General features: G+C 67.8%; 28 protein-coding genes and 4 pseudogenes. 17 read left to right on the forward strand and 15 right to left on the reverse strand.

What is annotated here, in order from left to right; all coding sequences use genetic code 11:
- The first annotated feature begins 80 nt into the window (after window positions 1–80).
- Complete coding sequence (locus ACIGXW_RS13010) at window positions 81–281, forward strand: hypothetical protein (protein ID WP_399572695.1); 201 nt, start codon at window positions 81–83, stop codon at window positions 279–281.
- Between the two features lie 441 nt (window positions 282–722).
- Here the strand turns inward: ACIGXW_RS13010 and ACIGXW_RS13015 are convergent, their stop codons facing one another.
- On the reverse strand, window positions 723–932 hold the full coding sequence (locus ACIGXW_RS13015) for a hypothetical protein (protein WP_399572697.1): 210 nt from the start codon (window positions 930–932) through the stop codon (window positions 723–725).
- A 309-nt stretch (window positions 933–1,241) separates the two neighbouring features.
- On the opposite strand from ACIGXW_RS13015, the gene ACIGXW_RS13020 reads away from it, so the two are divergent.
- The gene (locus ACIGXW_RS13020) at window positions 1,242–1,679 is read left to right on the forward strand and encodes a hypothetical protein (protein ID WP_399572699.1); all 438 of its coding nucleotides are present in this window, start codon (window positions 1,242–1,244) and stop codon (window positions 1,677–1,679) included.
- Between the two features lie 798 nt (window positions 1,680–2,477).
- Here the strand turns inward: ACIGXW_RS13020 and ACIGXW_RS13025 are convergent.
- On the reverse strand, window positions 2,478–3,968 hold the full coding sequence (locus ACIGXW_RS13025) for an ISL3 family transposase (RefSeq protein ID WP_399573504.1): 1,491 nt from the start codon (window positions 3,966–3,968) through the stop codon (window positions 2,478–2,480).
- 709 nt (window positions 3,969–4,677) lie between these two features.
- Here ACIGXW_RS13025 and ACIGXW_RS13030 point away from each other — a divergent pair.
- On the forward strand, window positions 4,678–5,679 hold the full coding sequence (locus ACIGXW_RS13030) for an NAD(P)H-dependent glycerol-3-phosphate dehydrogenase (protein ID WP_399572701.1): 1,002 nt from the start codon (window positions 4,678–4,680) through the stop codon (window positions 5,677–5,679).
- Window positions 5,680–5,808: 129 nt separating this feature from the next.
- Here the strand turns inward: ACIGXW_RS13030 and ACIGXW_RS13035 are convergent, their stop codons facing one another.
- The 3 genes from ACIGXW_RS13035 to ACIGXW_RS13045 all read right to left on the reverse strand — a co-directional run bounded on the left by ACIGXW_RS13035 (window position 5,809) and on the right by ACIGXW_RS13045 (window position 7,141).
- Complete coding sequence (locus ACIGXW_RS13035; RefSeq protein ID WP_399572703.1) at window positions 5,809–5,982, reverse strand: hypothetical protein; 174 nt, start codon at window positions 5,980–5,982, stop codon at window positions 5,809–5,811.
- Between the two features lie 91 nt (window positions 5,983–6,073).
- Window positions 6,074–6,553: a hypothetical protein gene (locus ACIGXW_RS13040; RefSeq protein WP_399572705.1), complete on the reverse strand. Its 480-nt coding sequence runs from the start codon at window positions 6,551–6,553 to the stop codon at window positions 6,074–6,076.
- 42 nt (window positions 6,554–6,595) lie between these two features.
- A complete protein-coding gene (locus ACIGXW_RS13045; RefSeq protein WP_399572707.1) occupies window positions 6,596–7,141 on the reverse strand; it encodes a hypothetical protein in 546 nt (181 codons plus the stop codon).
- Between the two features lie 47 nt (window positions 7,142–7,188).
- Here ACIGXW_RS13045 and ACIGXW_RS13050 point away from each other — a divergent pair, with 47 nt between their 5' ends.
- From ACIGXW_RS13050 to ACIGXW_RS13070, 5 genes are all read left to right on the forward strand, one after another.
- A complete protein-coding gene (locus ACIGXW_RS13050; RefSeq protein WP_399572709.1) occupies window positions 7,189–7,332 on the forward strand; it encodes a hypothetical protein in 144 nt (47 codons plus the stop codon).
- A gap of 5 nt (window positions 7,333–7,337) precedes the next feature.
- The gene (locus ACIGXW_RS13055) at window positions 7,338–8,459 is read left to right on the forward strand and encodes a protein-L-isoaspartate O-methyltransferase (RefSeq protein ID WP_399572711.1); all 1,122 of its coding nucleotides are present in this window, start codon (window positions 7,338–7,340) and stop codon (window positions 8,457–8,459) included.
- A gap of 192 nt (window positions 8,460–8,651) precedes the next feature.
- Window positions 8,652–9,098, forward strand: a complete 447-nt coding sequence (locus ACIGXW_RS13060) for a hypothetical protein (RefSeq protein ID WP_399572713.1) — start codon at window positions 8,652–8,654, stop codon at window positions 9,096–9,098.
- A gap of 430 nt (window positions 9,099–9,528) precedes the next feature.
- Window positions 9,529–9,741 carry a cold-shock protein gene (locus ACIGXW_RS13065; RefSeq protein WP_399572714.1) on the forward strand — a complete coding sequence of 71 codons (213 nt, stop codon included), beginning with the start codon at window positions 9,529–9,531 and terminating at the stop codon, window positions 9,739–9,741.
- Window positions 9,742–9,942: 201 nt separating this feature from the next.
- Window positions 9,943–10,080: a hypothetical protein gene (locus tag ACIGXW_RS13070; protein WP_399572717.1), complete on the forward strand. Its 138-nt coding sequence runs from the start codon at window positions 9,943–9,945 to the stop codon at window positions 10,078–10,080.
- 28 nt (window positions 10,081–10,108) lie between these two features.
- Here ACIGXW_RS13070 and ACIGXW_RS13075 read toward each other — a convergent pair whose 3' ends face one another.
- Window positions 10,109–10,270 (reverse strand): hypothetical protein, encoded by a 162-nt coding sequence (locus ACIGXW_RS13075; protein WP_399573519.1) that lies wholly within the window; start codon window positions 10,268–10,270, stop codon window positions 10,109–10,111.
- Between the two features lie 146 nt (window positions 10,271–10,416).
- Window positions 10,417–10,575 (reverse strand): annotated as a pseudogene (locus ACIGXW_RS13080) (recombinase family protein); the annotation flags it as partial.
- Between the two features lie 818 nt (window positions 10,576–11,393).
- Between ACIGXW_RS13080 and ACIGXW_RS13085 the strand changes: the two are divergent.
- Together ACIGXW_RS13085 and ACIGXW_RS13090 are read left to right on the forward strand one after the other, a co-directional pair.
- Window positions 11,394–12,197: a hypothetical protein gene (locus tag ACIGXW_RS13085; protein ID WP_399572718.1), complete on the forward strand. Its 804-nt coding sequence runs from the start codon at window positions 11,394–11,396 to the stop codon at window positions 12,195–12,197.
- 148 nt (window positions 12,198–12,345) lie between these two features.
- Window positions 12,346–12,570, forward strand: a complete 225-nt coding sequence (locus tag ACIGXW_RS13090; RefSeq protein WP_399573520.1) for a hypothetical protein — start codon at window positions 12,346–12,348, stop codon at window positions 12,568–12,570.
- 2 nt (window positions 12,571–12,572) lie between these two features.
- On the opposite strand, the gene ACIGXW_RS13095 is transcribed toward ACIGXW_RS13090, so the two are convergent.
- The 4 genes and pseudogenes from ACIGXW_RS13095 to ACIGXW_RS13110 all read right to left on the reverse strand — a co-directional run bounded on the left by ACIGXW_RS13095 (window position 12,573) and on the right by ACIGXW_RS13110 (window position 15,807).
- Window positions 12,573–13,001, reverse strand: a complete 429-nt coding sequence (locus ACIGXW_RS13095; protein WP_399573505.1) for a Tn3 family transposase — start codon at window positions 12,999–13,001, stop codon at window positions 12,573–12,575.
- Between the two features lie 67 nt (window positions 13,002–13,068).
- Window positions 13,069–13,627 (reverse strand): annotated as a pseudogene (locus ACIGXW_RS13100) (Tn3 family transposase); the annotation flags it as partial.
- Window positions 13,628–13,635: 8 nt separating this feature from the next.
- Window positions 13,636–13,803: pseudogene (locus tag ACIGXW_RS13105) on the reverse strand (Tn3 family transposase); the annotation flags it as partial.
- Between the two features lie 15 nt (window positions 13,804–13,818).
- Window positions 13,819–15,807, reverse strand: coding sequence for a DUF4158 domain-containing protein (locus ACIGXW_RS13110; protein WP_399572720.1), 1,989 nt, complete (start codon window positions 15,805–15,807; stop codon window positions 13,819–13,821).
- A 74-nt stretch (window positions 15,808–15,881) separates the two neighbouring features.
- Between ACIGXW_RS13110 and ACIGXW_RS13115 the strand changes: the two genes are divergently transcribed.
- Complete coding sequence (locus ACIGXW_RS13115; RefSeq protein ID WP_399572722.1) at window positions 15,882–16,301, forward strand: GNAT family N-acetyltransferase; 420 nt, start codon at window positions 15,882–15,884, stop codon at window positions 16,299–16,301.
- Between the two features lie 45 nt (window positions 16,302–16,346).
- Window positions 16,347–17,306 carry an immunity 49 family protein gene (locus ACIGXW_RS13120; RefSeq protein ID WP_399572724.1) on the forward strand — a complete coding sequence of 320 codons (960 nt, stop codon included), beginning with the start codon at window positions 16,347–16,349 and terminating at the stop codon, window positions 17,304–17,306.
- Between the two features lie 603 nt (window positions 17,307–17,909).
- On the opposite strand, the gene pip is transcribed toward ACIGXW_RS13120, so the two are convergent.
- The 4 genes and pseudogenes from pip to ACIGXW_RS13140 all read right to left on the reverse strand — a co-directional run.
- The gene (gene pip / locus ACIGXW_RS13125; protein ID WP_399572726.1) at window positions 17,910–18,875 is read right to left on the reverse strand and encodes a prolyl aminopeptidase; all 966 of its coding nucleotides are present in this window, start codon (window positions 18,873–18,875) and stop codon (window positions 17,910–17,912) included.
- A 237-nt stretch (window positions 18,876–19,112) separates the two neighbouring features.
- A complete protein-coding gene (locus tag ACIGXW_RS13130) occupies window positions 19,113–19,694 on the reverse strand; it encodes a suppressor of fused domain protein (protein WP_399572728.1) in 582 nt (193 codons plus the stop codon).
- Window positions 19,695–19,779: 85 nt separating this feature from the next.
- Window positions 19,780–21,024 carry a HEAT repeat domain-containing protein gene (locus ACIGXW_RS13135; protein ID WP_399572730.1) on the reverse strand — a complete coding sequence of 415 codons (1,245 nt, stop codon included), beginning with the start codon at window positions 21,022–21,024 and terminating at the stop codon, window positions 19,780–19,782.
- Window positions 21,025–21,075: 51 nt separating this feature from the next.
- Window positions 21,076–21,198, reverse strand: a pseudogene (locus tag ACIGXW_RS13140) (DUF4291 family protein); the annotation flags it as partial.
- 838 nt (window positions 21,199–22,036) lie between these two features.
- Between ACIGXW_RS13140 and ACIGXW_RS13145 the strand changes: the two are divergent.
- From ACIGXW_RS13145 to ACIGXW_RS13165, 5 genes are all read left to right on the forward strand, one after another.
- Entirely contained in the window at window positions 22,037–22,396 is a 360-nt protein-coding gene (locus ACIGXW_RS13145; RefSeq protein WP_399572732.1) for a hypothetical protein, read from the forward strand.
- 88 nt (window positions 22,397–22,484) lie between these two features.
- The gene (locus ACIGXW_RS13150) at window positions 22,485–22,649 is read left to right on the forward strand and encodes a hypothetical protein (protein WP_399572734.1); all 165 of its coding nucleotides are present in this window, start codon (window positions 22,485–22,487) and stop codon (window positions 22,647–22,649) included.
- 14 nt (window positions 22,650–22,663) lie between these two features.
- Window positions 22,664–23,026, forward strand: a complete 363-nt coding sequence (locus ACIGXW_RS13155; protein ID WP_399572736.1) for a hypothetical protein — start codon at window positions 22,664–22,666, stop codon at window positions 23,024–23,026.
- Entirely contained in the window at window positions 23,023–23,319 is a 297-nt protein-coding gene (locus ACIGXW_RS13160) for a PTS transporter subunit EIIB (protein ID WP_399572738.1), read from the forward strand. The genes ACIGXW_RS13155 and ACIGXW_RS13160 overlap by 4 nt, the downstream gene beginning before the upstream one ends.
- A 2-nt stretch (window positions 23,320–23,321) precedes the next feature.
- On the forward strand, window positions 23,322–23,528 hold the full coding sequence (locus tag ACIGXW_RS13165) for a hypothetical protein (RefSeq protein WP_399572740.1): 207 nt from the start codon (window positions 23,322–23,324) through the stop codon (window positions 23,526–23,528).
- The last annotated feature ends 772 nt before the right edge of the window (window positions 23,529–24,300 follow it).

The raw sequence follows: 24,300 nt of genomic DNA on the forward strand, positions 1-24,300 counted from the left end.
AACCGTGGTGATCCCTGCGCCACTGCAGACCCGTTGTCATCCTGGCCGCCGCTCTGGTCCTCTGTGCCGCAGCGGTTCCGGTGGCCTCGTCGGCCTCGGGCACGCCCAAGCATCCCGGCACCGTCCGCGTCAGCGTCCGCGCGGACGGCACCGAGGCCAACGGCGACTCGTTCAGTCCCCGCATCAGCGCCGACGGGCGCTTTGTCGCCTTCGCCTCCACCGCCACCAACCTGGTGCCCGACAGCCCCGCCTACGGCGGCCTCTGCCTCAAAGACCGGTGAGCCCGAGCATTGAAGATCCACCAACTTCGACCTGCAGGTCGTTGGGGCTGGTGTGAGTCAGTGATCTTGCGTTCGTACTGGTCGTGGGCGGTTGGCTTCTCCCAAGATCGTCGGTCAGGGGGTGACTTCGGTGCAGGTCAGCACGAGCAGAGCCCGCAGCAGCGTGGTCGCGTAACGGGGCGACAGTCGCAGCGTGGTGAGGGCGCACCCCTTCTTCAACGGTTCGACAAGCGAGCCTACGTCTTCCAGGGGATGGTCACGTCGCAACAATCCGGCTATGGATCCGCTCATGAGGCGCCGGACATGCCGTAGTGGTGACACGAGGGGCTCTGCCGGGTCGTCGGCCTCTGTCAGGCAACCTCCTGGCCGATCGCCCGGATCACTTCGGCAAGCCACACGAGGTGGTAGCCCACCGCCCGGTCCTGGTCAGTGAGCAGATCCTCAAGGTGTTGCCATGAATCCGAAAGGCTGCCCGATCGCGAGGGCCTGGGGCTCGGTGTGTACGTTGTAGAGCTCGTCACCAGGGACGGACCAGAAGCAGTCCTCCTTGAGCGACACCGTATGGCCGACCGACGCTTCTATGTGCCGAAGCGCCACATCAAAGGCGTGACGCAGTTGGTCGACCGAGATTTGCAGTGGTTCGCTGGACATGGACACCATCCTGGCCTAGGGCGCGTCGACGGGCCGAGCGGCCGGACCTCAGACACGCTCCAGGCAGAACGCGCCGCCGATGCTCGATGACGAGCCTCGGAAGCGTCCACCGGTGACGTGCAATGACCGTGCCTTTGAGATTCTTGATACGTTCGACTTGGCCCGTTTCAAGGGATTCGAGATGAGTTGGCATGCCATTGGTCTGATATGTCCTCTGGTTGTGGCCACCTCGGTCACCAGCACTGGGGCGCCCGCTACTCTGCATGTGGCGACGAGGGTAAACGTCCTGCTGAACTCACTCAGCAGGACATGATTGGCACCTACAGCGCCGACCCGTTCGGGACCGTGACGCTCATGGACGACGGCACGTTCAGCGCCACCGACTGGCCCGAGTTCCACTACCCGAACCGACCCAAGCATGTCGGCGGCGGCAGCGGCACCTGGGAGCTCATGCCCGAGGAGAAGGCCGCGGGCCTGAAGAGCGACCTCGAGCTGACCTTCTCCGGCAAGCATCTCCAGGACGCCGATTTCCACAACGCGCGCGATTCTGAAGGCTCCCACTTCGGGGTCGCCGCCAATCGGGAAAAGCCCCGCATCTATCGCTTCACCACGGATCCGGACATCCGCGAACTCCACCGTGCTGGGGTCGATATTCACAGCGGGCACGATGATCGTGTTGCTCATCCGGCTGCTCACCCTCTGACCGCGGCCAGCTCCCAGCTGCCCTGCCTCGCAACGCGTCTGTGACTGAGCACGCGGCACCGTTCGCCAAGAGCAGCGCTCAAGCGGGCGCTGCCATGGCGACCATGGCGGGAGGTGCGCTACGGAATGTGTCAGCCCCGCCAGAACACGAGAAGAAGGTGTCGTTTGGCTGCATCCCATTAGAACTCACACAAGGCACGGAAGCGCCACATCAGGTACTTCCTCAGCCCTCTGGCTTTGTTCACGAGAACCGGTTCTGGCTCAGCTTCCGTCAGCGGCCACTGTGAGTGACCGTGTCCCATGGCAGGTCAGATTTGATTTCGTGGGTGCCGAGCGTTCCAGTAGCTGATAACTGATATGCGCTGGTCGTCGAGGCTTACGACGTCTCCGGAGAGCACGGGGGCGAAAATGTCGACGGTTGTAGGGGCTTCGTTCTGGGCGCCCGAAGGAAGCACGTACGCCTGCCGCCCGTTGGTGAATTGCCGCAGTTGCCCGGAGGGGTGAACATTAGGGCGAGCCCCCTGGCAGCAGAGCAACCGGCCCTTGTGTTCCAGCTGCCTCCGGACCTGGGTGAGGCAGTCGAGGTAGTCAGTCCCTCTAAAAACCGTTCGGGATTGATCGTCAAGAAGCTCGATCGTCGCGGTAGAGGTCCTGCCAAGCTGGATGATGACCTTTTGTATGCCGCCGTCCGCGTCAACGGTCTGCAGGCACACCCTCTCGGTCCACTCCAGCTGAGGAACACTGCTGTTGGGTGTCTCGCCTGGGAGCCTACTGTCCATAGCGGTCATGATCACCGCTGACGACCATTCTGGGCAACGGGCTCATCCCGACAGCAGCACGCGTTTACGCAGAAGAGCGAAGCCGGCGGCCGAACATCTGGCGTTTGAGCATCTTGATCCGGTTGACGTGTCCTTCGACAACGCCCGAGTTCCAGGGCAGGGTCAGGCCGGCGATGACGGCGTCACGATCTCGGTCGATGCCAGCGGCGAGAGTATGGAGGCTGGGCAGGTCCTCCTGCCGGACAGCGTCAAGCCAGCCCGGCAGACGCTCGCCCTGGCGGCCGGTGAGCATGTTCGCGAAGGACCGGACGTGGCGAGTGAGGGCGTCGAGTTCGGGGCAGTGTGCCCGAACGGCCTTGAGCTGGATTTCCTCCGATTCGGTGAGGGTGTCCGGGTGCCGGAGGATCCATCCGGCGACGGCCCGCGGCGAGGGTGGCCGGGCGGTCACCGGCCGTGGCGAGGTGCGTTTGTCGTGCAGGTAGGCGCGGACGCGCTGGTAGCTGCCGTTGTAGCCGAGCGGCACGATCTCCTCCCACAGCTTCCACGCGTTGGTGCAGCCCTTGTTCCAGCGGTCGTCGAGGTAGGGCTTGTAGTCATCGAGGACCGAGGGCCGGTTCTGCCACTGGCCAGTGAACAGTTCCTCTGGCATCGCGGCGTCGGCTAACTGCTTGACGGTGCGCCAGGTCATGCCGAGGTGCCGCTGGACAGAGCGCCGGCTGTGGCCTGCCTTGAGCAGGGCGTGGACGGCTGCGTGCCGGGAGCGGGTCCGGTCGGCGAACCGGTGTCCTCGTGGCCAAGGTGACGTGGGCGGGTCCGCGGTCGGGACCGGCTCGGTTTCGGGCTGAGGTGCTGTTGGCGTCAGGACGCGCAGGCAGCGGCGGTGCTGGGCGACGCACCGCTCGGCGGCCTCGCTCAGGTTGTGCCACAGATGCCAACGGTCCGCGACCTGGACCGCCTGCGGCGCTCCGGTCGCCGCGCCCTCGGCGAAGAACGGCGCGCGGTCCCGGCAGACGACCTCGACATCGGGCCGCTGGGCGAGCCACGCGGCCAGACTCGCTGCCTCCCGGTCCGGGAGCAGGTCGATCGGGCGGCGGGTTTCCACGTCCACCAGGACGGTGCCGTAGTGGCGGCCCTTGCGGGTGGCGTACTCATCGACGCCGACCACTCGCGGCGATGGCACCTCCGGCTCGGGCAGCGTGTCTACCAGGCGCAAGATCGTGCTCCGGCTGACGGACACGCCAAGGACGGCAGCCAGCCGAGCGCCTGCCCGGCCGGCCAGGGCGAGGCCGACGGCAGCCACAGTCGAACGCAGCCGTTCGGTGCTCTGGCCGTACCTGCGGGTCAGGCCGGATATCTGCTCCACGAAGGTCCGGCGCGGGCAGGTGATGTTCCGACACCGGAACCGCCGAACTCGCAGTCGGAGTATCACCCTTCGTCCGGCACTCGGTACGTCGGCGGGAAACCGTAGGTAGGAGCTGTGAACCCGGGTCGACCAGGCCCCGCATCCCGCACAAGCGGCGCCAGCCGTGGTGCATTGCGCGTCAACTCGCACCATCTCGACAGTCACGTCCACCGACAGCACCGAGACATCCGCGGCGGACGGGAATATCAGCTTCTTCAGCCGGAGCACGACTTCGCCAGGCCTCCGACGATCCTCTGCGCCCCCTGCCCGCTCAGCGAAACGGCCTCTGTCTCACCGGCCGGTAGGACCGCGAAGATCGCCGGGCAGTCGATCTGCCCGAGTCGGTCCGGCATGTAGCCACCCGAGCGGCCACAAGGCCAGTAGGAGCTGGGCCGAACGGAGCGATGGCGTGTGGGTGAGGTTGAGGAAGCCGAGGTGGCCCGCGGTATTGCTAGGTGGCCTGCCAAAGAGTGTCCATGCAAGCCTCGTCGAGATCTGTCGGCCCGCAGGCCGACCGGAGCAGGGCTGGCCAAGGGGCGCCATGACAGCAGCATCCCGACGCATCCATAGATTTCCGAGAAAACTCAGGTCAACGACACCATCCCGCGCGCCACGCGTTGTTCTACCGGATGAACGCACACAACCGGGTGTGGCTGGTTCGCCGCGAACCTCCCCGCCGTCCTGATGCCGCTCCATCTGGCCGCCTGGGGGGCTGCTGGCCCTGTGGCGTGTACGTGGCCCCAGAGCGCTGCGGACGACGTGGTCGGGTTTTCGGGAGGCTGACCTGTGCTGGGCGTCCACCGATGTTCCGATACAGACCCCGGGGCCAGGGCTCGGGGCGGGGAGAAGCTGGAGGGGAAGCGTGGTCGCTCGGGTGAGTGTGTTCGGAGCCGGGTCGTGGGGAACAGCGGTCGCGATGGTCCTGGCAGACGCCGGGTGCCGGGTGACCATGTGGGCCCGGCGTCCGGAGCTGGCCGAAGCGATCAACATCAGCGGCTCCAACCCCGATTACTTTCCTGGGGTCACCCTTCCGGCCGGGATCACGGCGACGGCGGACGCGGAGGAGGCCGCCAAGGGCGCGGAGGTCGCGGTCCTGGCCGTGACCGCGCAGGTCCTGCGCCCCAATCTCACCCAGTGGGCGCCGCTCTTCGCCGACGGCACCGTGTTCGTCTCGCTGATGAAGGGCATCGAGATCGGTACCGGCAAGCGGATGAGTGAGGTCATCGCTGAGCTCACCGAGGCCTCACCGCCCCGGATCGCCGTGCTCACCGGCCCCAACCTGGCGCGGGAGATCACCGCACGCCGACCTGCGGCCGCCGTCGTCGCCTGCCGCGACGAGACGGTCGCCGCCCGGATCCAGAAGGCCTGCCACACTCCGTACTTCCGCCCGTACACCAGCGCCGATGTCGTCGGCTGCGAGCTCGGCGGCGCGGTGAAGAACGTCATCGCGCTCGCCGTGGGCATCGCCGACGGCATGGGCCTGGGCAACAACAGCACAGCCGCGCTCGTCACCCGCGGCCTCGCCGAGACCACACGCCTGGGCCGGGCCGTGGGCGCTGATCCGCTCACCTTCGCCGGGCTCGCGGGGATGGGCGACCTCGTGGCGACCTGCGCCTCGCCGCTGTCCCGCAACCACGTCTTCGGGGTTCGTCTCGGCCAGGGCCTCAGCATGACGGAGGCAGCAGCGTCGGTGAAGCAGACCGCCGAGGGCGTCACGTCCTGCGCGTCCGTACTGGACCTCGCCCGCCGCCACGGCGTCGAGATGCCCATCACCGAAACGGTCGTCGGCATCATCCACCACGGCAAGTCCCCGCAAGCAGCCCTCCACGAGCTCATGGCACGCTCAACCACATCCGAACGGTGAAGGCCCCCAGCTCCAACGGAACTTGGGCCTCGACTTCAGCCCGTTGCCGCCGACGCCTCAAGTAGCAGCCAGATCGACTCCGGCCGTGATCGCCCGGCAGCTCCGCTAGCCCGTTGGCTACTGCGCCCGTCAGACGAAGCTGTGTGAGTGTGCGCCGGTGTGGTCCGCCTGGATCTGCACGGCCCAGGAGTCGTCGAGACGCTGCAGCCGTTCGACCTGCTTGGCCAGCCGGTCGGCGCCGGTGAGCTCACGCTCGGGGAGGCTGGCCGCTGGCGTGCGGCGCCGCCGAGGTGAGCGGATCAACGGGGGCTCCGCCTGGACCAGGTGGCTCAGTCCTCTTACCGACTCTGAGGTTCCCTGCTCCCCCTTGGGATCTGCGCCATTCCGTTCCCCACTACGTAGGCCAGACTGCCACCCCGTCACGCACCACCAATGGCTTGGGCTGGACCTCTTCGCAGAACCGGATCCATCCCAGGTGGACGTCCCCGTTATCAGAGCGTCGGTGTGCATCGACCGCCTTGGTCGCGAGCCAGCTGAGGAGTTCGCCCGTACGCTCGAAATCATCGGGGTGGGTCTCCTGCCGACTCGTGAGCGCCCAGGCGCCACGCCGGGTGTCCTGCCTGGGCACCAGAGCCGATACCAGCGCACCACCCACCTTGAACGCCTCACCGTGGCAGCCCAGCAGCGGCTCGGGATGGTCCTCCACGACCGGTTCCCCGTGCTCATCCTCCACCACGAACGGAAACGTGGTCACGATACGGAGGATCTCCGGCTTGGGGCCCAGGCCGAGATGCCATCGCAGCTCAGCGAGCTCCTCTTCCGACAATGGGTCGAGAAGGTCGAGTGTGAGCGTGAGCTCAAAGACATCAGCCATGTTCACAGACCCTAGTTCTCACCTCTGACAGGTCGGCTCTCTTCAGCTGATGGACCCCGCACCGAGAGCTGCGGCCGCAGCGGCCGTAGCCATCCTGCCGGTGCGGTGCTGTTCGAGTTCGGTGACGCCGTCGAGGTCCACCTCGACCGCGTATCGGGTGTGCACCCTCTCGGGACCCGTCTCCCGAGTCAGCTGCCCGTTGTCTGCGAACCCCCAGCTGCCGCCTGCATAGACGCCCTTGATCCTGCCGTTCACCGTCCCGACGGCGTCGAAAGGGCAGCACTGCAAGCGGAAGGTCCAGTGGATCCGGTACCAGGCGTCCAACTGCTCCAGGCCGGCCAGGAAGTGCCCGGCGCCCGGGTCCCGGGGATCGGTGACAAGATCCTCAGGCCGGTCATGCCCGGTGGTCAGTGCGATGAGGCCCGAGGTGTCGGCCTGGACAGCAGCCGGATACCGACGGCCGCGATGGAGCGCGTAGGCGTTGGGGCGGAAATGGTCAGCCTCGGCCAGACGCCGACAGGGCGTTGTCCGGTGATGTTCGCCGTATGGCGCAGGTGGGCGGGCTGCCACTACGGTCGGATCGCTCAACTCACCGAACGGTTATCTCCCGTCACTGCGGGGTGAAGGAGGCGGCGTTGGCGAAGGACAAGAAGGACGACGAGGGCAGCGGGACGCACCGGAAGCCGGATCCGCCGCTGTCCGGAGGCTCGCCGCCTCCAGGGAACTCCGATGGGCAGGTCTCCTCGCCGGAGACCGGCTCGGGCAAGCGCCGGAAGTAGGGCCAGTGCCGTACGTGGAGGACCGTCGGACGGCGCTGACGGCTGCCATGGACGCTCAGGGGTTGTGGCCGGCGGAAGACGACTCGGCATGGATCCGTCCGGCCATCCTGGGCCTGCCCCGCGACCAGTTCGCGCCGGACCGGGTCTTCGTCTGGGACGGGGTGTCCGTGTACGCCCCTGTAGACCGGGCTGAGAACCCCTGCGGATGGGCTGATGCCGTCTACCCGGCCAGCCCGTACGAGGCAACTAACACGCAGATCGGCGAGGACGGCTTGCCGTCCTCCAGCATTTCCTGCACCGCCATCGTCGCCGACATGCTCGACTCCTTGATGCTGGAGGAGGGCCACCAGGTGCTCGAGCCGGGCACCGGGGCCGGGTGGAACGCGGGCCTCTTGGCCCGGCGGGGCGGGCTCGTGGTGAGTGTGGAGATCGATCCCGCACTGGCCGACGCTGCGGACGCGCGGCTGAAACAGGCCGGGCTGGAGGTGGAGGTGCGGGCTGGGGACGCGACGAAGGGCGCTGCGGACCGCGCACCGTTCGACCGGGTGATCGCCACCTACGCCGTGGAGCGGGTGCCCTGGATCTGGGTGGAGCAGACCCGCCCAGGAGGGCGGATCGTCGCTCCCTGGGGGCACCTGGGGCATGTTGCCCTGACGGTCGCCGACGACGGCCGCTCGGCCTCCGGCTGGGTCCAGGGTCTTGCCACCTTCATGCCGGCCCGCGGCGTCGACCAAGGCCGCCCGTTCCACACAGTCCAGGGCGCGGCTCCGGCGACGCGAGTGGCGACGGTGCACCGCAACCTCGCGCTCTTCACCGACAGGCACCTGCTGTTCGCTGTGCGGGTCAGTCACCCCCACCTGAGGGTGAGCACCACCCTGGCCGACGGCGGCGTCGGGGTGAGCGTGCACGACGGTGCCTCGTCCTGGGCGCGCGCCGTACCTCAACCCGACGGAACGGTCTTGGTTACGGGAGGCGGGCCGCGTGACGTCTGGGCAGAGCTCCTCGACGGCTGGGATCAGTGGGAGGCCCGAGGGCGGCCGGAGCTGTGGGATTTCGGGATGACCGTCACCGCCGAGGAGCAGTTCGTGTGGGCGGGTAGCCCGGAGCACGGCCCCTACAGGCCGTGACCGCAGGCGCGGCGCCGATGCGGCCGGACACGGCCGGGCCGCCCGCGTCGGGGGAATGAGAGAATGAGGAAGCCCGGCAGCACCTCACATCGAGGAAGCCGATGCGCCTCGTCGCCGGGCCTTATCTCCCGCGCCGTGCACCAGGCGGGGTCCACACGGCGGCAGCGTCGCACGCCGCAGGGGTTTCAGGAGGTGGACACAGTGTGGTCCCGGATCGCCGACGTCCTCCGCAGGCGCCAAGCGGAGCGCGCGCACGGAGACCTGTGGCTGTACGCGCCGCCGGTCACCCCAGCCAGCGCCCAGCAGCTACGGGTCTGCCGACGCGAAGACGGGTACGACTTCGCGCGCCTGGAGTGGAGGGCATGTGCGCGGTGCTGCCTGGGCCTGGTCAGCCAGATCCGTGTCACCGCCGCCTACCAGCACCAGGGGTACGGAACCCGCATGATGCTCCGCGCGGTGCAGGGGTGCGAGGAGTACAGCTGGAGTACCACTCAGCAGTCCGTCCAGGGACGTCAGTTCTTTCCGGCCGTCGGCATGGCCGTGGGCGTCGCGTTCCACCGGCACACGCAACAGTGCGATCACATGCGGACGGGTAGCACCATCCCCGGCAAGCAGCGAGCCGAGCCTGCTCCTCGGTGATGGCCAGTCCGAGAACCTCGTGCCACTGCGGTGGTTATGGCAATAGCGCGACCTTGTCCAAGGGCCGCCGCAAAGCCAATAGTTCGTCTACGTTCAAGAGTTGGGACCGTGGCCTCCATCGCGACGGTCACCCGGTTCCAGGGCGGCCGGGCGAAGCTCCCCGTAGGCTGGAAGCCGACAGGCTGGCCCGCGCCAGACTCTCCGCGAACGTCCTTCCCCCGTCAAGTTCCTATGTTCAGACCTATGGGGAGTGCTGGGGCGCTGACAGCCTGCTGCTGAGCGATGGAACTGGCTCGCGACGCAGGAGTCGACCCGTCCTGGGGCTGATTCCGAGCCGTTTCCCCGTCGGCAGGGTCCCCTGGGTGTCAAGATCGTCTCGGTGTTTCACCGAAGACGATGATGACCCCCTGTTCCTGAGCTGAGGGAAGACATGACAGAGCGCCAGGCCGGCACTGTGAAGTGGTTCAACGATGAAAAGGGATATGGCTTCATCACGCCGGAATCCGGCCCCGACCTGTTCGTCCACTTCCGGGCGATCGAGGGGAGCGGATTCAAGGGCCTGAAGGAGGGCCAGAAGGTCACCTTCGTGGCTGTCCAGGGGCAGAAGGGGATGCAGGCCGACCAGGTCCGCGCGGAGGGCTAGAAGCCCCAGTCCACGTCTCGCCCGGCATGGGCCCTGCCTGCCGGGGCCAGCGTCAGCCGGCCCCGGCAGCTGGGTCGTCGACTGATGCGGTCAGGGGGGTGCCTGGGGGCGACGCGCCTCCCCCGAGGCTTGAACACGCTCAATCAGGGAAGTCGTCTTCATCTGCCGTGGGCACCCAGGACTGACTTCCACAACGGATAGGTGTTCACCACGCTGATCCCGATGCTGGTGGCAGTGACCAAGGACAGCGACGCCGTCGGCCAGCTGGAGGTGGCGCCGGCGACCCACCTGCACGACCCCGTAGGGGTATCGCCGAGATACGGGTCAAAGGGGCAATGAGCTGATCTTGAAACCCTGAGCCTCCCGGTTACTCGGCACTGTCGATCGCGCCGTCATCGGCGAGGATGCGGTAGACGGTGGCGACCGAGGGGCGCTTGCCCTGGTTCTTGCCCGAGGTGATGACGAGTTTGCGGGCGATCTCGGGGACGGGGACGCCGTTGGCCCGCAGGGATCGGGCGTAGGCGGCCATGTCGTCGTCGACGACCTTGGGACGTCCGCCGTGCCGGTCGCGCGCACGGTGAAGATCACCCGCTGGTGGGGGGCGGCCTTCTTGATGGTGCGGGCGAAGTCCATCGCCTTGACGAACTCGGGCCGGACCTTGACGCGCGTGCTGATCTTCTCGGAGAAGACCGGGTCGCAGCTTGCCTCTTCGAGGGCGTCGAGCTGGCTCTGGAGCTCTTGCTGGGCGGTACTGCACCGGGCATAGCCCACTCTCGTGGGCTTCGTGGTGGCCTTGGGCACTGCGACGTCGATCGCCGGTCCCCTCTCCCACACGCGGCCGGGGCCGCGGTCGGCAGGGGGGGCGGACTTCGAGTTCGGCGCGGAGCTGGGGGGACGAGCATGAAGCGGGGGGTGTGGTACTTCGGGGCGACCTTGCCGCCGCGGGTGCGGCAGGTGCTTCCAGCGGGCACCTCACAGGTGGGGCAGTCAAACTGTTCGACGGCGGCGGCCGGTTCGACAGGCTCTGGCATGTCGCAGAACCCACCGCGAGGGGCATTGCGCGAAAGCTGTTTTGTGAGAGGTCGTGAGAACGAAGATCAGGGGCAAACCGGACAAGGTCCGGTGGGGGTTCGTGACCTCTCAGAACTACTCATTTCTGCGAGCACGGAGCGCGACGGCCTTCACCAAGGATGATCAGGCGGTCGAGGTGTCGCCAATCTGGAGTTCGTTCACCCATTCCTGGGCCGCCGCGAGGTTGTCGGCACCGCTGAGCGCCGCCGCGCGCGAGCCCGCTGCCCGGCCGCTCCTGAAGGGGGCTCAGTGGGCTGTTTACGGGCTCGTGTTGCAGACGGTTGAGGGCCGGGCCGGGGAACGGGAATCCGGTTCGGCGTGCCAGGCAGCGAACTGGTCGGTCTCTCCCGCCGTCGTGCGGCAACGGTCGCGATGGCGCGTGCGGGGTGCGGTGCCGAGACATGTTTTACCCGTTATCCCATGTTGACTTGTCACGGAACTCTCACTGGATCTGTCACATGGAGCTTTCATTGAGCTATCACAAGAACCGCTGGCACGTCCATGATCATCAGCTGGCGCGGCACCCTTCAGACGGCTAAGCCCTTTGATGCTGCGACGTCAGGGTGGCTAGCGTCTGAGACATGAAAACGACGACGCCCGCCGAGCGGGACATGCAGCAGGAAGCCACCGCGACAGGGCGGGACACGCGTACGGCGGTCCTCACCCGCTCGGTTCGGGCCAACGTGCCACTGCGCAAGACCTTCGTGCAGGCGAACGCGGGGGGCGACAGTCGGCACGGGCCCCTGAAGGACTTCGTGACCGGGAGGGATCTGCGGGGCCTGAAGGCTTACCTGCTCATCGTGGCTGCGTGCAGCAACGGGGACAACGGATGGTCGACCACGCACGACAGCGCGGTGTGGGCGCGGCTGATGGACATCCACGAGAACGCGACCGACCAGTCCGCCCGTACCGGCGCCTGGCGGGCCCTGCTCCGGCTGCGTGAGCGCAAGCTGATCGACTGCTGCCGCAGCGGGACCATGATCACGGTCACCCTCATGCGCGAGGACGGCAGTGGGAGGCCGTACGACCGCCCCGACGGCAAGACCGAGGCGAACCGCTATCTCCAGATCCCGGCCGCGTTCTGGACGACGGGCCGTGACGAGAGCCTGGACTTGTCCGGCCTGGCCCTCTTCCTGGTCGTCGCCCGCGAGAAGAACTGGTCGGCCTTCCCCTCAGAGAAGGCCCGCGAGTGGTACGGCTGGTCCGCCGACACCCATGACCGCGGGCTGAAGAAGCTGATCGCCCTCGGGCTTGTCGAGCGACGCGAGCACTACATCAAAGCCCCCCTCGCCCCGCTCGGCTTCACCAAGACCCACCAGTACAAGCGCACCGCCATCATGCAGCCGCGCAGGCCCCGGAAGAAGGCGGCGTCTGCTGGGCGATGAGCCGACCGCCGTGTCGGGCCTAACCCCGCCCGTGCCTCGCACTCTGCCGTCCGTCTAGCACCCCAGCACGCAAGGGGCGCGGGGCCTCTTATGCCCCATCTTCCGCCTGCGGACAGTCCACAGGCCCACCCAAAGGAGGAAATCTCCCATGTCCGCCACCACCAACCAGCCCCCGCCGTCGGCTCCGCAGCCCTCGGGCACGGACCCCGTGCTGCTCCTGGTGCTGGGAATCGTCGTCGTCCTGGTCCTGGGCGCCACGCTCTACCTCTGCATGGTCCACCCCTCGCTGGCCGGTCCGATCGGAGCCGTGGGCGGGATGGCCTCGGCGCTGGCCACCGCGCTCGGCGTGGCGATCGCCCTCCGCCGACGCTGAGCTCAGGCCGCCTGGCCGAAGCCTTCGGCGGGCACGTTCTCGTCGCGGAGCTGGGTGAAGTCGACGTCCAGCTTCGGGTCGTACGCGTCGGGCTGGATGCCGAGCTCGTGTGTGGAGTACTCGCCGAACCGGTTGATGTGCTCGGTCAGGTACGGCGAGATGCGGGCCAGGTCCTCCGGCTCGATCGTCCAGCCCTCTTCCAGGAGCTGGCGGACGATCTCCGCGATGTCCGGGGCGTTGTGAAAAATAACCGCGTTCGTGAGCAGGGCGTTGAACTTCATCGCCTTCTCCTGCTCGACCGGGTCGTTGTCCGCGATGACCCCGCGGTTGCCGAAGCCGATCCACTGCGAGAAGCCGTTGAATGCTTCGGTCTTGTTCGTCGCCGCGGTCACCCGCCGGCGAAGCGCCGGATCGGAGAGGTAGCGCAGCAGCTGGACGGGTGCGGATCACGCGGCCGACCTCGCGGAAGGCGGCGTTGGTGGCGTTCCTCTTGGAGCCCGAGCGCAGCCGCTTGAGCAGCGTGGACGAGGAGATCGCCCCCTCCCGTACGGAGAGGGCGACCTTCATCAGGTGCCGGAACTGGGACTCGATCAAGTGCCAGTCCATGACGTTCTTCCCGGTCTCGCCGAACAGCGCGTCGATGTGCACGTACTCGATGGTCTTGCTGGGCGGTAGAAGGTCAGGCCCTTCCAGTTCCTGATCCTGGGCATGAGGTCGAAGCCCAGCAGGTGCGCGAGCGCGAACACCGGCTGGGACTGGCCCTGGGTGTCCGCGTGCACGGTGGTGGGCTTGACCTCGGAGGAGTTCTTGAGCAGGCCCTCGATGATGTAGACGGCTTCCCATACCCGCACGGGATGAAGTGCGTGAACAGTGCGACGTAGGTGTCGGAGATGTGGTGGTAGGCGATGCCGCCCGGCTTGCCGTACCGGATGGACGTCTCGGCGAGCAGGTTGTCGAGGTAGGTGTCCATGTGGGTGCCGTCGGCGGCCACCGTGGTGCCGTCGCCCCACGCCTGGGAGATGTCCAGGCGGGCATGCGCGTTGACCAGGTCGGCCATCGCCTCGTTCAGCAGCACGATGGAAAGTGGCGGTTCGCCGTGTACGCCAGCTCGTGGCCGGAGACTCCGGGGATGTGCCGGGCGGCCTCGTACGGGCCCATGTTGGTGCCCTTGACGAACGTCGTGATGACGTAACGGCCGAACGAATCGTCCAGCTTCGGCTCGCTGCCGGAGGCGGGGCCGAAGCGCTGTCACCAGTCCACCCAGTAGGCGGTCCGGGCCACGATCCCCATGAGCGAGCGCTCCAGCATCCGGGCCTTGACCTCCTGCTCCAGGCGCCTGGCCGAGGGCCGTTGCCCCTCCGAGCGGTGCGGCTTCAGCGACGGGATACCGGTCTCCGGGTCGATCACCAGACCCTCGTTGTCCGGGTACCCGGCGTCCGCCGCCGCGGCGGCTGCGGTGAGCTTGTCCTCCAGCTGCCGACGGAAGGAGACTGCGTCGAACGCGGCGGTCTCACCCTCCTCGCACAGGCCGACCTCGACCAGGTAGGAGCCCAGCTTCTCCTTCACCACCTCCCAGTCCAGCAGCTGCTTGGACCAGTCCGCGTACTCTTCCGAGCCGACCACCGCGACATCGCCGGTGCGCAGTTCCTCGGCGAGTGCGGTGAAGACCATCGCCTCGAAGTGCTTGCGCACGAACTGCCCCGTCCGGGTTTTGTCGACCACGGCCTTGCGCCAGTTCTGAGTGGCGAAGGAGATGTCCACCTCCTTGCCCTCCTCGTCGAAGGCGGTGATGTACTCGCCGCGGGCGTGTCGGTGCCGCATCGCGTGCGCGAGCGCGTCCAGCACCCGCCGGTCCTCGGATGTCTCGGTGAACTCCAGCTTCTCGGCCAGGTCGAACATCACCGCGCGGTCCCGGCCGATCTGCCCGTACAGCAGCACCTCCCGGAAGTTGCCGTGATGGGCCGAGACCTTCTCGATCTGCTCGTACTGCCCCGCGAACCCGCCGAGCTCCTCCACCGCCTTGATGACGGCGCCGAGCCCGCCGGCCTGCACCACCAGGGCCTTGGCCATCGCCAGGACCGCCGGAGATACCTTGCCGTCCAAGCGCTGGGCGACCTCGTCCACCGGCGCCTCGTCGTCCAGGCCCTCCAGGGCGTGGCGGACCTCCGCGGTCATAGCCGCGGCCTTCTGAACGGCCTCCTGGGCGGGGCCGTCGGCGTCGATGTTCTTGAGCACGGTGCGGTAGTTCCCGATCAGGGCCTCAACGATCTCCCGTTCGGCGAGCCGGATCTCCTCCAGCTCCTCCTTGGCCTTCTTGATCTTCGTCGCGACGCGCTTGCAGAACATCGTCGCCAGGTCGTCTCGGACCCGCATCCTCGCCTTGTGCGTCAGACACGCGATCAGCGCGATCTGCTTGATGGGCGCGTAGTCCCGCAGCTCCGAGGCGTCCGCCGCGTCCGCCTCCTCAGCGAAGTCGGTCATCTTCCCCGTGGCGACCGACTCCATCCACACCGACGTGTCGCCGAGCTCATCGACCCACTCCAGGCGCTTGGCCAGGTTCTTGAAGTGCGACCAGGTCGGCCCCTTGGCAGGCTTCTTCAACCGGTTGAACAGCGTCGTGCCGTCGCTGTCGCGCTCCTCCAGTAGCCGAAACAGCCCGGCCCGCTGAACGGGGCTCATGCGGTCGTGGATGCCTTCGCGGATCGAGGCGTTCACCTCGGTGCGGATCTTCGAGGCCATCTTGTCGAAGGTGGAGAACCCGGGCAGTTCCAGCCCGGCCTCTACGACCTTCTCCAGCGCGATGTTGATGAGATCCGCGGGCCGGTTCTTCGCTTCGGCCTCCTTGCGGATCGACCGCTCGGCGATCCGCCGGGCCTCGCCCTGGTCGTACTTCACGCCGACCTTCTTGCGGACCAGGCCCCGGTGGTGCTTGGCGGTCCGCTCCGCCCGGTACAGCGGCAGCGTGCCCTCCGACAGCTCAACCTGCCGCCGTACGAACTCCACCACCTGCTCCGGGACTTCCTCCAGCGAGGGAAAGCAGCCCATGCGCTGGTACGACTTCAGCATCAACAGTAGGGCCAGCAGATGCTCGTCACCATCCGTGACATCCGCCGCCCATTGAAGATCATCACGAGTCGGCGAGAAGAATAGATGCAGCTCATGCGCGGCGATCAGCCGCTTAAACCGCGGGTACGCGGTCCGCTCGATATTCCCGCCCCGGGCCCCAGACGACAACATCACGCCCAACGACACCGAGCCGAACGGGTGACGGACCGAGGTGCTCAGCGCTTCAAGATCAACTCATTGCCCCTTTGACCCGCATCTCGGCGATACCCCCCGTACATGCGCTGGATGAACTGGGTCTTCCCCGCCCGCACGCGTGGATCGGCTTCATCGCCGTGACCAAAGGGCACCGTCGGTCGGGCGCCGGCCGCGCGCTGATGTCCGAGTTCGCGCGCCGGGCCCAGGAGACCGGGGCCGCCAGGATGGGATGGGGCTGCTGGCCGAGCACGGCGATGACCGCGACAGCCGCACGGCATTCTTCTCCAGCTGCGGGCTCACCGAGGCGTGGCCGGACACTGCCCGCGATATTTACGCGCGTCACCTGGCGTCGTCCTCGCGGCCTGTGGCCGCCGCCGGGAGCAGCCCCCTCCTGGCTGCGGGACCGAGACCACCTGATCATTGCCATTACCGTCCCCACTGCCCGGATGGGCAGTGTCAGAGCCCGTTGATAACGTGCCGGCTCCGGCTGGGAAGATCACGAGGGGACGGTAGCCGTGCAGGAAGTGACACGCCACAAGGTCAGCGACGAGTCCATAGCGCAGGCGCTCGACGACATCAGCGGACGGACCCGGCGGCGGTGGCACGGGATGTACTACGACGACCCGTCCCCGGAGAAGCTGCAGGAGATGCGTGACGAACTCCTCGACCACATCGCCGCCCGCACCATGGAAGACCTCGCGCTCGACGAGGCATCGCGCACCGTGCTGCGGACCGCGGCGGAGTGCTCCATGGGTGTGCTGAGCGTCGGCTGCTGGCCCAATGGTGACCAGGAGATCTCCTTTCCTCTCATCGGCGAGGGCCTCAGCAGTGAGGACATAGCTTTCAGGGACGTCGTCAAGGAGGCCCCGACCGCCAGGACGTGGCTCGACACATTCGAGACGTGCCTGGTCAGCGGGCTGATGTGGGAATGGCAGCAGGCGATTGGTCTGCTGCTGAGGGGCAGCTGCGCGCCCGCGATCCGCGACGGAGTGCCGTACTCGAAGCTGACCTCGACCTCCGATCCGGCGGACCTCGCGGCGATGGACGCACTGTGCCGGTACCTGACCGAGGCGGATGGGCACCTGCCCCGCGACTGGCCCACCGTCCCCCTGCGCAAGCCGACCGCCGACGAGCGCGCCGAGGCCGCCCGGCACCTGGACACAGTCGGCTCGCTGACCCCGGACCAGCGTCTTCTTCGCGTGCTCCTCGACGATGACCAACATGCCTTCGAGCAGGCCCTTGTGGCGCGGCTCACCGAGCACCGGGACAGCGCGGGACCTGACCCCGCCCCCCGGACCCTGCTGCCGCTCGGCGCCCTTGCCCTGGCCGCCCTTGCCGTTCAGGTACACGGGTGGGAGCTGGGCGTCCGGTCCGGGTACCTGCCGCCTAGCGTGCTGGGCTCCCCGGAGGCTATGCGGCGGCGAGCGGCGGCCACCAACGTGAACAACCTTGGGGGCTGGGTCGCCAAGGAGTGACGAGGCGTTCCCGGGGCCGGCCACGCCAGATGCTGAAAGCGGACAGCTACCGGTGCCTGGCGTTCATCCGCTCGGGCACGGTGCTGCTCCCGTCCATGCGCGGCGTCGACGTCACGGCCACCTTCACCGAGTTCGTCGAGGCCGTCGGCATCAGTGAGGGTCTGGTCGTCGATCTGGATTTCGCGGCGCTCCAGCAGCGGGCGCGACGGCGCAGCCGAGGCACGACGGAGGCCGCTCATACGGTGCCGGCCCTGCTGGTGGTGTCAACCTGCTGGAGGCACCGGCCGGGAGGTGCTGTCCTCCCGGCCGTACCGGGAGTGCTGGACGCGCCTGGAGGCGGACGACCGGTGGGATGGCGACCCAGGGCACCTCGCGGAGTTCGCTGGCGGAGATGTGGTTGCCGTCGTCGTCGATGACGTCGTTGTAGTGGTGGGTGTGGATCAGGTGGCGGCCCACGGTGCCGTCGGCGGCGGGCGCGGGAGGTCGGGGCAGCAGCCGGAGCGCATGCCCTGGACTACTGGCGGGAGGGGGTTATTCCGGCCATGCACTGTCCCCTTCTTCGGCACTCTTCTTCGTCGAGGAAGCAACACGATGCGGAGCCAGTCACCTCCCGTTCCTGCCGAACCGCCCAGTCGCCTCAAGGATCGCGTCCTGCATCGCGGCACTGCCCGTATGGCCCGAGTCGTCGATAACCTTCAGCTCCGCGTCCGGCCACGCCTTGGCCAGCTCCCATGCGGTCTTCAGCGGGCTCCCCAGGTCGAGCCGGCCGTGAATCAGCACCGCCGGGATCCCGGCCAGTCGGCCCGCGTCGCGCAGGAGTTGCCCGTCCTCGAGCCAGGCGTCGTTCGCGAAGTAGTGCGCGCAGATCCGGACGAAGGCCATCAGCGCGTCGTCGGGCTTGTCGCTGTATGCGCCGGGCTTACCGAGTGCCTCGTGGGCGATGACGGCGTCCTCCCAAGCACACCAGTCCCGCGCGGCCTTGACCCGGACTGCCTCTTCCGTGCTGTTCATCAGCCGGTTGTAGGCGGCCACGAGATTGCCGCCTCGGTCTGCCTCCGGCAGTGCGTCGCGGAACGCTTCCCAGGGGCCTGGCAGCAAGCGTCCGACGCCGCGGTAGAGCCAATCGGTCTCCTCGGGCCTGGTCATGGTGACGCCGGCGATGACGATCTCGGAGACCCGCTCGGGGTAGCGCTCGGCATAGGCGAGAATCAGCGTCGAGCCCCAGGAGCCGCCGTAGAGGAGCCAGCGCTCGATGCCCAAGTGCTCGCGTAGCCGCTCCATGTCGTTGATGAGGTGGCGGGTGGTGTTGTGATCGAGGCTGACGGTCGGGTCGGAGGCGTGAGGCCGGCTCTCACCACAGCCACGCTGGTCGAACAGGACGATCCGGTATGTCTCGGGATCGAACATCTTGCGACTTCCGCGGTGCCCCCCGCTACCGGGGCCGCCGTGCACACACAGAGCCGCCTTTCCCTTGGGGTTGCCGCTCGTCTCCCAGTAGATCTGGTTACCGTCGCCGACATCGAGGAATCCGTGAACGTACGGTTCGATGGGCGGGAACGGCCGGGCCATGACGATCTCCTCCTGAACACGTGAATAACAACCTCGCGAGGTTAGTCGAGGAACTGGAACGAGGTATCACGTTTGCCCTCGGCCCGGGCGGCGATGGCTTCGCTCATGAAAACGGACAGCGTTTGTCGTGGCTTTGAGCAGCAGTTGTTGATCACTGTGCTTCGGCATGCCGACGAGCTTTGACGGCACTGGAGGACTTCCCGGTTGCCGCTTGTGCCCAGACTGCGCCCGCAAGGTTCAGGCGACGGATGGACGCCTCGGATCGGTCGGGACGATCGCGTGCTCGTCGAAGAGCTGTTCAAGGGCTTCGTGGCCGTGCTGTCGGCGGTATGCCACCTCGGCTGCGGTGACCGGCAGAACCCAGAGGATGCGGGCATGACCGTCAGGCAGCGGACAGTGCTCCAGGTCAGGGCCGTGAAGGTAGGGAAGGCTGATGAGCAGGCGGTGGCAGTGGGACCCGGGCAGCCACGGCTCCCCGATAGGCAGGCTGTGCTCGAGATCGAGGTCGTGATCAGCGTGGTAGTAGGCGGTCATGGCCAGGAGATCGGCGAAACGTTCGTCGCGGACGGGCGCGGTGAGGACGAATTCGAGGCCGTGGCCGTCCGTCTCTGCCGTGGACCAGCAGCCGGCGGTGATGTAGGACCAGCTGTCAGCTCTTGGTCCCGGGCTGACGGTGAGGATCCTCAGGTCTGGAACTGCTTTCCTTCGGCCGGGTCCCAGGTCGTAGTCGGCAACCGTGATCACATGGCCGGTGAAGAAGCCGCGAACGTGGGCCTCGACGCTTGCTATCGCCCGCTGGCTGAGCTCGCTCTCGAACATGATGAAAAGGATCTCACGGGCCGGCCGAGGCATCGTGGCTGCGAGTCCGCCCCGTGCCCCTTGGCGACTCCTCGCTGTGCCCGGCTCACCAGTCCCGGCGGTGCCGCCACACGTCGTACAGCGGCCAGTAGTACGGCGACGTCTGGTCGACTGTACCGTCGAGGGCGTCCAGCAGTGCGTCACCGCGGTGGTCGTCGCGAAGAGCCAGCTGCACCGCGGCGGTGACCCGTACGGCCTCCTCGGAGTCGGAGAGGCAGGCAGCCAGGGCATCGCAGGGGGCAGGGTCGTCGGCCTGGGCCCCGCGGAGGGCACGGCAAGCGACTTCCCGGACCTGGGCGTCCGTGTCCCGGGTACAGGCGAGGACGGCGGCCAGGGCGTCGGTATTTGCCTGCCGGATCTGCCAGTGCAGGCCGCCGATCGCCCAGGACCGGACCTGAGCATCGGGGTGACGGATGAGGACGGGCAGCGGCTTCTCGGCACGGGGGTCCATGGCCTCGGCCAGTCCGCCGGCGAGGGGCCGCATCACGCGGGGGTCCTCCTCCTGCTCCACCCAGGGGAGGAAAAGGTCGACGAGCGGGCTGTCGAAGGGAGGTTCCTCGTCCTCACCGCTTTCGTCGTAGAGGTTGATGCAGCGCAGCACCTCCGCGCCGAAGTAGCGCGCCAGCGGATCGGGGTGGTGGCGAAGAGCGGCGGCCGCGTCCCAGACGGGCGGCAGCGCCGGGCCCTTGCGTCCGGCGGCCGCGACGACGGCCGCGCCCCACACCGGGTGGTCGACCTCGGGCTCTGCCATGGCGCGGTCCAGCAGTTCGGCGAAGGGCGTGGCGATTCCGCAGCACCATTCCAGGTGGGTGAGGATCGCGGTGTGGCCGTCGCGGACGGTCTGCCCGCCGATCGTCAGCTCGCGGCAGATCTCGTTGTTGCCGTCGCGCACGGTCCGGCGGTAGACGCCCGCGCCGAGGCCGGTGGTGTGCCAGTGGCGGGCCAGTGCGAGGGCGTCGCGGCCCTCGCGGCCCGTGACCCGGGGGTCGGCCCCGGCGAAGTGCAGGGCGGTGGCGATGTCGTGGGCGCCTCGGTCGACGGCACGCAGCAAAGGCGTGCGGCCGTCGGCGTCGATGCCGTCCAGGTCCAGCGCGTCGAGGTCGGCCAGCTTCAGCAGGGCATCGAGGACCCGGTGGTCGAGGGCGTCCGCGGCCAGACGCAGGGCGGCTGCGACATGCGGGCCTCTCGCGTGGGCGGTTCCGTACTCCTCCTGGAGCAGGGCCACCACTGCCTTGGTGTCGCTGTTGCGGACGGCCGCGAGGAGCGGGTGTTCGGGGGTGGTCGTTCGCACAGGTGGTGGAGGAGCCTTTCGGAAAGGGGGGACGGCTGTTCCTACGGCGACGATCCACTCGTCGGCGTGGGGCCGGGCGGCCTCACCGGTGAGGCCGGACTGCAATGAACGGTACTGCAGCGGCTCGAGGTGCGGGTTGCGCTCGAGGTTCCACTGCAGGCGCGCAGGCGACTGGCGTAGCTGCTGCTTTCACGTGGCCGGGTAGGAGTGCAGCCTGCGCGGGTTCGGCGGCAGCGGAATGCTGACGGCATCTGGGGATGCGGGACTCCACAGGGACCGCAGCACGGCGACGGTGATCCGCTTCACGCCCCTGGGGCGCCTCTGCTGCTGCAGCTTCGGGGTTATGGAGTCGGTGTCATCGGCGAGGAGCTCGCGGAGCCGTACTGAGCCACCCAGCTGTTTGGCCGGCGGGTGGCCCACTGCTCAGCCGACATCACCGTCATCCGGCAGTGGAGCCTGCACCCGTGTTGGAACGCCTCACCGGGGCCTTCCGCCACCTTCACGGCTCGGCAGACTGCCCCGATCTCGCGCACCGAACAAGCCACACCTCCGCCTCGAGCAGGGCGGGGGCTCTCTGCACGATCATCCCCAGTGGCCAGCTCGGGGCGCCCAGGAAGAAAGCATCGGAAGCGGGTTCTACGCGGCATGGAGTACCTCCCGACAGGGAGGATCGCCTTTGCGCCCCGCTCGGGTGAAAGCCCATGCGCCAGGCGCACAGCCACGCTGGCCGAGCCCAGTGAGGCGAATACCGGGATGAGCGCCGCCTGCTCAGCATTTAGGCTGATCAGACCCTGGACGGTGACGAACAAGGAGGCAGTGATGCCTGAGTCTGTTTCCGCAGAAGCGGCCGCCCTTCCGGTCGCCCTTCGGGCTGTGCTGGTCGGTCTCCGCCGGAGCCCACCATGCCGCATGGCGCAGTGCCGGCCTGCTCCTGCTCGGACACGCCTGCGATGCGACCGTCACCAAACTGGTTGCTCTGGACGTCACCGATATCACCATCACCGACCACGGCATGCACGTCACGATCTGCCGGCAACACTCCCAGCAGCGCGAAGTGGTTTTCGCACCACGCACGGCCGACCCCGCCACATGCGCAGTCGAAGCCGCCCAGCGCCTCCTCTCCAGCCTGCATGCCGCGGGCCGGACCGAAGGTCCGCTGTTCGTCCGGGTCTCGGGGCGAGAAGGCTGGGTCACCACGCCCGCGACCCAAAATGGCCGCCCGGTCTACGACCCGACAGGCCGTCTCATGGCCGCGAATGTCGTGAACATCATGATGCGACTCAGTTGGAAAGCGGGACTCGAACTCCACTGCGACTGGAGGAGCGACAGCCTGCGCCGCTGCTTCGTCACTGCCACCGAACGCACCCCCTGACCAGCACGCAGTCGATGGACAGGGCCAGCACGCCAAGTGCGTGTGGGAAATCCCGGGCGTCGTCCAAGCACACAGAGCAAGGTAGGAAATGCCGGAGAACGACGTGTCCACCACCGCGCAGGCGGAGCCGTACGAGTCGTCGGACAAGCCGACGCTGGACCACGGCGCCACCGACCGGGCCCGCGAAACGGCGGTAGCGAACCCAGAATCCAGTCAACGGGTCACTGACGTGTCCCCCCGTCACCCGGACTGAGATCGAAAGCTGGAGTGCCGGCCGACGAGGCCGCGGACCGGGAACTGCTCCTGGCCTTGGCCGCCCCGCCGTCGCCCAGGATCGACGACGAGCTGAGCCAGGCCATCGAGCAGATCCGCACGTACATCACCGACCCCACGCACCGCTCCGTGCCCGGCGAGCTCGTGCACGAGTGGCGGGTGGCGCTCGACCGCCACCACCGGCGCCTGCCCACCACGACCAAACGGGCCCTGCGCCGGCCCGGCACGTGGCTCGACCACCAGATGAGCCTGGCCCACCTGCTCACCCACCTCAGCGCCGACTCCTACTGGCGCGAACAGGAACACATCCCCTTCGCCGAGATCGACACCGCCGTTCACCTGTGGGGGCACCGGTGACCACCACGATGAACACCTCCACTCAGGCCGCCGCTGAACTCCTCGTCCTCCTCGGCGGCTCCGCGAACATCGCGGCCAACGCCAACTACTGCGCCACCCGCCTGCGCGTCACCGTGCACCACCTTCACACCGTGCACGGCCACGCCTTACAGGACCACCGCGTCGTGCTCGGCGTCATCAAGCGCCCCGACAGCGAAATCGACATCGTCGTGGGCCACCCTTTCTCGGCCACCCTCTCCCTGCTGATCAACGTGACCGTGGCCGAGGCCCTGGCGGAAGCAGAGCAGGAATGAGCATGGCCACCGTCGCGTCCCGGCTCCAGCACCCGGTGCACACCGATCCGTTCCTCGCCCTGAACTACCGCTTCCCCGACAGTGAAGAGCACGAGCTGGAGGCGCTACGGACGACCTCGTTGCTGGAGCCGCGGCAGCGCGTGGCCGTCACCCTGCTCGCCCTCGGCAGCCTCCATGCGGGCGTCGCCGAAGACATGGGCATCACGTGACAGGAAGTCCAGCGCCTGCTCCAGGCAGCATCACGGGTCCTGCGCGTCCCCGGGCGTACCGCCGCTTTGATCCATGCCGCGCACCAACATCCTGACTTCCCGCTTCCCACCCCCGCAGGCGGGGAGCGTCCCGTGCTGACGCCCGGGGAGCTGAACGTGCTCTCCTCCTACGCCGCCGCTCTCCACTGGGCAAGCTGCGTCAGCCGTTCGTCGTCACCCGCCGGCAGGTGGAGTACGACCATAGGTACCTCATGGCCAAGCTCAACGCCCGCACCCCAGGCCACGCCATCCGCCGGGCCTGGCAGCTGGGCGTCTACGCCCGCCCCGCGAGGATCGACGAAGGCGAGCAAAGCCCTCGGACCGGGGCTCGTAGACCGGACGACGAAAGGCAGAAGGTGCGGCCCGTTCAACACCGCTGAAGCCGGCACGGGCCGACGGGCGGCGCGTCGCGCCCACTCACCCGTCCATCTGCAAAGCCGTAACCGCCGTCTGCCCGGAAACGAGCGGGCGGACGGAGGCGGCCCTCTGTTTCCGTCAGCAACACAAGTACCGGAACGGGTGAGCGACCACGGGCGAGTGAATCACACAAGGCGCCAACCCGCCCTCGCCCCAAAGTCGCGGCCCCATTGACGATCCATCGAATTCTTGCGCGAAGTAGCACCCCCCGGATGGCCGTGACGGGCCCCGATCGGGGGTCGTTTTTCCGATCACTCGTCCGATCCATGCGTCAACGAGGAGGCGAAGTGCATCACCGTCCCATCTGCCGTACGAG

Source organism: Streptomyces sp. NPDC053079 (assembly GCF_044546695.1).
GTDB lineage: Bacteria > Actinomycetota > Actinomycetes > Streptomycetales > Streptomycetaceae > Streptomyces.